Origin of the sequence: Streptomyces sp. NPDC090499 (assembly GCF_044769305.1) — a bacterium.
Classification (GTDB): domain Bacteria; phylum Actinomycetota; class Actinomycetes; order Streptomycetales; family Streptomycetaceae; genus Streptomyces.
This window is the reverse complement of the sequence record NZ_JBIVXP010000008.1, coordinates 427,805-435,684: the sequence shown is the minus strand read 5'-3', so window position 1 is coordinate 435,684 and position 7,880 is coordinate 427,805. Positions and strand designations below refer to the sequence as shown.

Genomic DNA, 7,880 nt, shown 5'->3' with positions numbered 1-7,880 from the left:
CCACCAGCAGCCGCGTCACCGGGCACCGCCCGCCACCAGCAGCCGCGTCACCGGGCACCGCCCGCCACCAGCAGCCGCGTCACCGGGCACCGCCCGCCACCAGCAGCCGCGTCACCGGGCACCGCCCGGCACCTTGCGCACGAAGTCGGAGCGCAGCGCGTGGTAGGCGGCGTCCGGGTCGAAGAACACGGCGTGCATCAGGGCGAGTTCGTCCTTCCGGTACTCGGCCAGCGGCCGTTCCTCCTCGTCGGCCCGGCGCGCCGCGGCCTTGGCGGCGATCCGGCGGCCGAGATCCGGGGTGCCGGCGAGCTCGGTCGCCAGTCGCTCGACCTCGGCGGTGAAGCCCTGCGCCGGGACCGGCAGCAGCCGGTCGACGAGCCCGGTCCGGGCGGCGGTCGCGGCGCTCACCGGCCGGGCCTCCTCCGTCAGCCGCCGGGCCGTCTCCGCGCCGACGCGGCGCGGCAGGGAGTACGTCCAGAACTCCGAGCCGTACAGGCCCATCCGCCGGTAGTGCGGGTTGAGCACGGCACCGGCCCGGCACCAGACCTCGTCGGCGGCGAGGGCGAGCATGGCGCCGCCGGCCGCCGCGTTGCCGCCGAGCGCGGCCACGACGAGCCGGTCGGTGGTCCGCAGCACGGCCTCGACCAGGTCGTCCATGGCGTCGAGGTTGGCCCGGGACTCCTCGGCGGGGTCCGGGGCGGCCTCGATGACGTTGAGATGGATGCCGTTGGAGAAGAAGTCGCGGCGGCCGCCGAGCACCAGGACCCGGGTGGGCCGGGCGAGGGCGTACCGGTAGGCGGCGAGCAGGCGCCGGCAGTGGCCGGTGCTCATCGCGCCGCCGGGGAAGGAGAAGCTGACGAGGCCGACGTCACCGTGCTGCCGGTAGCGGATGTCGGTCCAGGTGCGGCGGTCGGGGGGCAGTTCGAGCGGGGTGGGGCGGTCGGGGAGGTCCGGGTCGGCGAGGACGTGGGTGGCGGGGCGGCGGAAGGGGGCCGGATCGCCGGAGTTCTTGCGGGGGCGCAGTTCGGGGATCCAGACGGCGCCGTCGCGGGTGGCCCGGCAGACCGCGCCCGCCCGGGTCGCCAGCAACTCGCCCGGCTCGCCGCGCAGCCGGTCCTCGGGGTGCCCGCCGTGCAGGAACAGCTCGCGGCCGAGGAGTTCGTCCAGCACCCCCGGCTGCGAGTCGGCCCCGCGCAGCTTGCGCAGCACCGTCGCGGTGTCGTCGGCGGCCCAGTCGATCCGCCGCCGCTCCTGCCGGAAGGCGTCCCGCCAGACGACCTTGCCGTGGATCGCGGGATCGCTCTGCGGCCGCGGCTTGTAGGAGCCGTCCGCGTACCGGCGTACGGCCCGGTGGACGGCGGTGAGGGCGGCGTCGGCGGCCTCGTTGCGGTAGAGGTCGCTCTTGCCGACCGGAGTCACCGGGAAGGTCTGGCTCGCCCAGACCGGGCCCGCGTCCATGGCCGCCTCGGCCTGGAGCACGGTCACCCCCCACTCGGCCGGCTGTTCGGCGACGGCCCAGTCGAGGGAGGAGGGGCCCCGGTCGCCGAGCGGTCCCGGATGGACGATCAGGCAGGTGTGCCGCTGCCACACGTCCTCCGGGAGTGCCGTCTTCAGCATCGGTGCGATGACCAGCTCCGGGTGCCGGTCCCGGACGGCACGGCGGACGGCGTCGGGGCCCTGGCCGGCGAGGACGACGTCCACCCGGTGGCCGAGGTCGGACAGTTCGGCGCAGACCCGCTGGGACAGGCTGTTGAACGCACTCGCGACGAGCAGAATGTCCATGGTGCGGCATATTTGCCGCTTCAGCGGCTCCCGGAAAGGACCCGTGCGGCGTTTCGCCGCCCGTCCTGCGCCGGGTGGCCCTGTTCGGGCGGCGGAAGGGGAAACAGGGACCGTGCGCCGGGCACATGGCGCGAAGATGGGTGGGCCTGTGCCGACCGATCCCTCTTTGGAGCGTGCCGCGTGACGTCGTCGGACCGTGTCTGCGAACGATTCGAGGAACTGCTGGACACCCGCCCGGAGATCCTGCGGGAGGCCGCGGAGGACTTCGGCCGGCTGGTGTGCGCGCCGCCCGTGGGGGTGCTGCGGCCCCGGTCGGCGGCCGGGGTCAGGGACGCGCTCGCCCATGCCGGGCCGCGGGGCATCCCGGTGGCGGCGCGGGCCGGCGGTCATTCGATGTACGGCCAGGGGCAGGCGCGCGGCGGGATCGTCCTCGACCTGCGCGAGCTGAACGCGATCGGTCCGGTGACCGGTGACCGGGTGGAGGTACAGGCGGGGGCGCTGTGGCGGGACGTGCTTGAGGCGACCCTGCCGTACGGTCTGGCGCCGCCCGTCCTCACCGACTACCTCGGCGCCGGCGTCGGCGGGGTGCTGAGCGTCGGCGGACTGGGCGGCGCGAGTCACCGGCACGGTCTGGTCGCGGACTCGGTGCTGGAGCTGGAGGTGGTGACCGGCGCCGGTGAGCACGTGGTCTGCTCGCCGGACCGCCATGGGGCCCTCTTCCACGCGGTGCTGGCCGGCCTCGGCCAGGTGGCCGTCGTCGTCCGGGCCACCCTGCGCCTGGTGCCGGCGCCCGCCCTGGTCCGCCGCTACTGCCTGTACTATCCCGACCTCGACACCTACCTGGCCGACCAGCGCCTGCTGGCGACGGACCGGCGCTTCGCCTACCTCGAAGGCCAGGCCCGCCCCGCCGAGGACGCCTCCGGCGGCTGGACGTACATGGTGGAGGCGGTGGCCGCCCACGAAGGAGCGGCCCCGCCCGACGACCGGACCCTGCTCCGTGGCCTCTCCTTCGCCTCGTCCGAGACCGAGGACCTCGGATACGCCGAGTTCGCGAACCGGGTCGCCGCCGACGAGGAGGTCCTGCGCGCGACCGGCGAGTGGTTCCATCCGCACCCCTGGCTGAACCTGCTGCTCCCCGACGACACCGCCGCGTCCGTCGTGACCGGCGTCCTCACCGACCCCGCCTTCCGGGACCTGAGCGCGAACGGCCTGGTGCTGCTCTACCCCCTGCTCACCCGCGCCCTGCGCGCCCCGCTCTTCCGCCGCCCACGCGGCGAGGTCGTCCACCTCCTCGCCCTGCTGCGCACCGCCGCGCCGGGCACGGCCGGCCCGATGGTGGCCGCCAACCGCACGGCCTACGAGAACGCGCGGGCGAAGGGCGCGGTCGCCTATCCGGCCAACGCGCTGCCGATGTCCCCCGGCGACTGGCAGGAGCACTACGGCAGCGGGTGGGGCACCCTGGCCGAGGCGAAGGGCCGCCACGACCCGCACGGCATCCTGGGCCGGGGACACGGCATGGACTGGTGAACGGCGGCACGGAAAATCGGGGCGCCCGGGGTGTCGATCGAGCGGGGTGCCGTTCGTCGGTGGGGTGCAGGAAGCTCTTGAGCACCGGGAGGAACCATGAAGTACATGCTGCTGGTCTGCGGCGACGACACCGCTGACGCGTCCGGGACGGCACCCGTCGAACCGTGGGTGGAGGAGCACGGCGTCCGGCGCGGGACCCGGTTGTACGGCCACCGGCTGCAGCTGCCGGACCGGGCGGTCACCGTGCGGGTCCGGGACGGCGAGGTGCTGCGCACCGACGGTCCGTTCGCGGAGACGAAGGAGTACGTGGCCGGGTTCGACGTCGTCGACTGCGGCAGCCTGGAGGAGGCCGTACGGATCGCGGCCGCGCACCCCGTGGCCACCATCGGGGCGATGGAGGTGCGCCCGTTCTGGGACGAGGGGCTGATGGAGGACGCGGAGACGGCCGTCCGCCGTCTCGACGCCGAACTGACCGCGGCGGCCCACGACCGGGACGTCGACCGGCTGACGGCCTGCTACGCGCCCGACGTGGAGGTCTTCGGAACCGCCGGTGCCGAGGTGCGGTCGGGGATCGGCGCGCTGCGCAAGGCGGCCGAGGCGTGGTTCGCGACGCTGACCGGGCCGGTCCACCGCGAGGTGCTCGAACTCCGCGTGCGTCCCGGGGAGGGCAGCACCTTCAGCCACGCCCTGGTCCGGATGCACGGCACCCGGGTGGGCGGGGAGCGCCTGGACCGGGTGGTGCGGGTGACCACCGGCTACCGGGACACCGGTTTCAGCTGGCTGATCGCGCACGAACACGTCTCGGTGCCCGTGGAGGCGGAGCGGTCATGAAGTACGTCCTGTTCATCTGCACCCCCCTCGGCGGCGAGGAGCTGAGCCCGGCCGAGATCGCCGAGGACCCGCGGTTCGCCTCGTACGTCCAGGAGGTGCGCGGCCGGGACGCCGTCAGGGGCGGTGCCCGGCTGCGGCCCGGCGCCGACGCCACCACCGTGCGGGTCCAGGGCGACGAAGTGCTGCTCAGCGACGGGCCGTTCGCCGAGACCAGGGAGTACATCGCGGGCTTCGACGTCATCGAGGTCGCCGACCTCGACGAGGCGATCGCGCTGGCCTCCCGGCACCCCGCGGCGCTCGCCGGCGGCTCGGTCGAGGTCCGGCCGGTCTGGGAGTGAGTGCCACGGACGAGGTCGAGGCGGCCGTCGCCGCCGCGTTCCGCGAGGAGTGGGCCCAGGTCGTCGCCACGCTGATCCGGGTGACCGGCGACTGGGACCTCGCCGAGGAGTGCGCGCAGGACGCCTTCGCCCAGGCACTGGAACGGTGGCGGCGCGACGGAGTGCCGGGCCGCCCCGGCGCCTGGCTGACCACGACCGCCCGCAACCGCGCCCTGGACGTGCTGCGCCGGGAGTCGGTGGGGGCCAGGAAGCTGCGGGAGGCTGCGGTGCCGGCACGGGACGAGGGGCCGTACGACCCTTTCGATCCGTACGACCCGTTCGGCGAGGGCGACGGCAGCGGGGTGGCGGACGACCGGCTGCGGCTGGTCTTCACCTGCTGCCACCCGGCGCTGCCGATCGAGGCCCGGGTCGCGCTGACCCTGCGCACCCTGGCCGGGCTGACCACACCCGAGATCGCGCGCGCCTTCCTCGTCCCCGAGGCGACGATGGCGCAGCGGTTGGTGCGGGCCAAGCGGAAGATCCGCAACGCCGGCATCCCGTACCGGGTGCCGCCCGCGCACCTGCTGCCCGAGCGCACGACGGGCGTCCTCGGCGTGCTGTACCTGCTGTTCAACGAGGGGTACGCGGCCTCGGCCGGCGACGGCCTGATGCGGGCGGGCCTGTGCGCCGAGGCGATCCGGCTGGCCCGGCTGCTGGCCCGCCAGATGCCCGACGAACCGGAGGTCGTCGGGCTGCTCGCGCTTCTGCTGCTGCACGACGCCCGCCGGGACGCCCGGGTGGACGGGGCGGGCGATCTGGTCACCCTGGAGGACCAGGACCGCACGGCCTGGGACCGCGCCGAGATCGACGAGGGCACCGCGCTCCTGGACGGCGCACTGCGCCGCGGCCGCCCCGGCCCGTACCAGATCCAGGCCGCCGTCGCCGCCTGTCACGCCACCGCGCCGACCGCCGCGGACACCGACTGGGCCGACATCGCGGGCCTCTACGGCGAACTCCAGCGGTACGTTCCCTCGCCCGTGGTCCGGCTGAACCGTGCGGTCGCCGTGGGCATGGCCGAGGGCGGGGAGGCGGGGCTCGCCCTGGTCGCGGAGCTGGAGGCGGAGGACGACCTGAGCGGCTATCACCTGCTGCCCGCGACCCGCGCCGACCTGCTGCGCCGCTCGGGCCGGCTCCGGGAGGCGGCCCAATCGTACGCGCGGGCACTGGAGTTGGCGGAGAACGCGGCGGAGCGCAGGTTCCTGGCGAAGCGGCTCGCGGAGTGCCGGTCCGCCTGAGCGCTCCGCCGGGACCGCCGCGACGCGCCCTGCCGGCTGCCGCGCCGTCGTGGCTGGTCGCGCAGCTGCGCACCGGCGCCACCGACGCGGCCCGGCGCTCCCGGCAGCGCGCGGTGGAACTCGCCGTGCAGGCCGACCGCGGCGACCTGGTCGCGGCCGTGTACGGGGCCTGGACCGAACCCGCGCCCCGGCGCAGCAGGCTCGAAGGGCCGTACGACCGGACCGCGCCGGCCCGCCTCGAACAACCCGCCGCCGATCCGGGCCGTGCCGGGCCGATGCGTGCCCGGGTCCTCCAGGTGCTCGTCGACGGCCCGGCAGCGGTCAGCCCCCCGTCGTCAGCCGCCGAGCGCGGTGTTCACCACCGCCTTCGCCTCCTCCTGCACCCGGGCCAGGTGGTCGGGGCCCTGGAAGGACTCGGCGTAGATCTTGTAGACGTCCTCGGTGCCGGACGGGCGGGCCGCGAACCAGGCGTTCTCGGTGGTCACCTTGATGCCGCCGATCGCGGCGCCGTTGCCCGGCGCCTCGGTGAGGACGGCGGTGACCGGCTCGCCCGCGAGGGTCTCGGCGGTGACCTGGGCCGGGGAGAGCTTGGCGAGCAGGGCCTTCTCCTCGCGGGTGGCGGGGGCGTCGATGCGCGCGTAGGCGGGTTCGCCGAAGCGGGCGGTGAGGTCGGCATAGTGCTCGGAGGGGGTCTTGTCCGTCACGGCCGTGATCTCGGAGGCCAGCAGGGCGAGCAGGATGCCGTCCTTGTCGGTGGTCCAGACGGAGCCGTCGCGGCGCAGGAAGGAGGCGCCGGCCGACTCCTCGCCGCCGAACCCGATGGCACCGCTGACGAGTCCGTCGACGAACCACTTGAATCCGACCGGGACCTCGACCAGTTGACGGCCGAGGTCGGCGGCGACCCGGTCGATCATCGAGGAGGAGACGAGGGTCTTGCCGACGCCCGCGTCCGCCGCCCACCGCTCGCGGTGGCGGTAGAGGTAGGAGATGGCGACGGCGAGGTAGTGGTTGGGGTTCATCAGGCCGGCATCGCGGGTGACGATGCCGTGCCGGTCGGCGTCGGCGTCGTTGCCGGTGGCGACGCGGAACTCGGCGCGCTTCTCGATGAGCGAGGCCATCGCGTACGGCGACGAGCAGTCCATGCGGATCTTGCCGTCCCAGTCCAGCGTCATGAACCGCCAGGTGGGGTCGGTGTACGGGTTGACCACGGTGAGGTCGAGACTGTGCCGTTCGGCGATCCGGCCCCAGTAGGCGACGGAGGCGCCGCCGAGCGGGTCGGCGCCGATGCGCAGCCCGGAGGCCCGGACCGCGTCGAGGTCGAGGACGCTGGGCAGGTCGTCGACGTACACGCCCATGAAGTCGTAGCGGCCGGTAGTGGGTGCGGCGAGCGCCCGCTCGTAGGGGATGCGCTGTACGTCCTTCATGCCGCCCGCGATGATCTGGTTGGCGCGGTCCTGGATCCAGGAGGTGGCGTCGGAGGCGGCGGGGCCGCCGCTGGGCGGGTTGTACTTGAAGCCGCCGTCGGCGGGCGGGTTGTGCGAGGGGGTGACCACGACGCCGTCCGCGAGGCCGGTGGTACGCCCGCGGTTGTGGGTGAGGACGGCGTGCGAGACGGCCGGGGTGGGGGTGTAGCCGTCGGCGCTGTCGACGAGGACGGTGACGCCGTTGGCGGCGAACACCTCCAGGGCGGTGACCTTGGCGGGCTCGGACAGGGCGTGGGTGTCGGCGCCCAGGAAGAGGGGGCCGTCGGTGCCCTGGCCGCTCCGGTACTCGCAGATGGCCTGGCTGGTGGCGGCGATGTGGTCCTCGTTGAACGCGGTCGTCAGCGACGATCCGCGGTGTCCCGAGGTGCCGAACGCCACCCGCTGGCCGGGGTCGGACGGGTCGGGGTGCAGCGCGTAGTAGGCCGTGACCAGCCGGGCCACGTCGACGAGGTCCTCCGGAGCCGCCGGCCGGCCCGCTCGCTCATGCGGCATGAGTCCACTTCCTCCGCAGTCGTTGATCGATCGCTCGCCGCCCATCTTTCCTTGTCAGCGGTCGCGAACGCGAGTGCGGCACCGGCCGCGCGCCGAAGACACGGCGGGTTCACGGCGGGTTCACAGCAGACGTACCGCGGCGGGCGGGCGCT

6 protein-coding genes are annotated in these 7,880 nt (G+C 74.6%); 4 read left to right on the top strand and 2 right to left on the bottom strand.

The window, feature by feature from the left end:
• Positions 1-111: 111 nt before the first annotated feature.
• Complete coding sequence (locus ACIQVL_RS29515; protein ID WP_403476816.1) at positions 112-1,782, bottom strand: hydrogenase maturation protein; 1,671 nt, start codon at positions 1,780-1,782, stop codon at positions 112-114.
• Positions 1,783-1,962: 180 nt separating this feature from the next.
• Here ACIQVL_RS29515 and ACIQVL_RS29510 point away from each other — a divergent pair, with 180 nt between their 5' ends.
• The 4 genes from ACIQVL_RS29510 (at position 1,963) to ACIQVL_RS29495 (ending at position 5,752) form a co-directional block, all read left to right on the top strand.
• Positions 1,963-3,309, top strand: a complete 1,347-nt coding sequence (locus ACIQVL_RS29510; RefSeq protein WP_403476815.1) for an FAD-binding protein — start codon at positions 1,963-1,965, stop codon at positions 3,307-3,309.
• 96 nt (positions 3,310-3,405) lie between these two features.
• Complete coding sequence (locus tag ACIQVL_RS29505; RefSeq protein WP_403425755.1) at positions 3,406-4,140, top strand: nuclear transport factor 2 family protein; 735 nt, start codon at positions 3,406-3,408, stop codon at positions 4,138-4,140.
• Positions 4,137-4,478, top strand: coding sequence for a YciI family protein (locus ACIQVL_RS29500; protein ID WP_403425757.1), 342 nt, complete (start codon positions 4,137-4,139; stop codon positions 4,476-4,478). Before ACIQVL_RS29505 ends, ACIQVL_RS29500 begins: the two co-directional genes overlap by 4 nt.
• Positions 4,475-5,752 carry an RNA polymerase sigma factor gene (locus ACIQVL_RS29495; RefSeq protein WP_403476814.1) on the top strand — a complete coding sequence of 426 codons (1,278 nt, stop codon included), beginning with the start codon at positions 4,475-4,477 and terminating at the stop codon, positions 5,750-5,752. Before ACIQVL_RS29500 ends, ACIQVL_RS29495 begins: the two co-directional genes overlap by 4 nt.
• 335 nt (positions 5,753-6,087) lie before the next feature.
• Here ACIQVL_RS29495 and pgm read toward each other — a convergent pair whose 3' ends face one another.
• Complete coding sequence (pgm, locus tag ACIQVL_RS29490; protein ID WP_403476813.1) at positions 6,088-7,728, bottom strand: phosphoglucomutase (alpha-D-glucose-1,6-bisphosphate-dependent); 1,641 nt, start codon at positions 7,726-7,728, stop codon at positions 6,088-6,090.
• Positions 7,729-7,880: the final 152 nt, after the last annotated feature.

What these genes read in the sequence shown, in the direction of transcription:
- ACIQVL_RS29500 (WP_403425757.1), top strand. Translation starts at nt 4,137, where the DNA reads ATGAAGTACGTCCTGTTCATCTGCACCCCCCTCGGCGGCGAGGAGCTG.
- ACIQVL_RS29505 (WP_403425755.1), top strand. Translation starts at nt 3,406, where the DNA reads ATGAAGTACATGCTGCTGGTCTGCGGCGACGACACCGCTGACGCGTCC.
- ACIQVL_RS29515 (WP_403476816.1), bottom strand. Translation starts at nt 1,782, where the DNA reads ATGGACATTCTGCTCGTCGCGAGTGCGTTCAACAGCCTGTCCCAGCGG.
- pgm (WP_403476813.1), bottom strand. Translation starts at nt 7,728, where the DNA reads ATGCCGCATGAGCGAGCGGGCCGGCCGGCGGCTCCGGAGGACCTCGTC.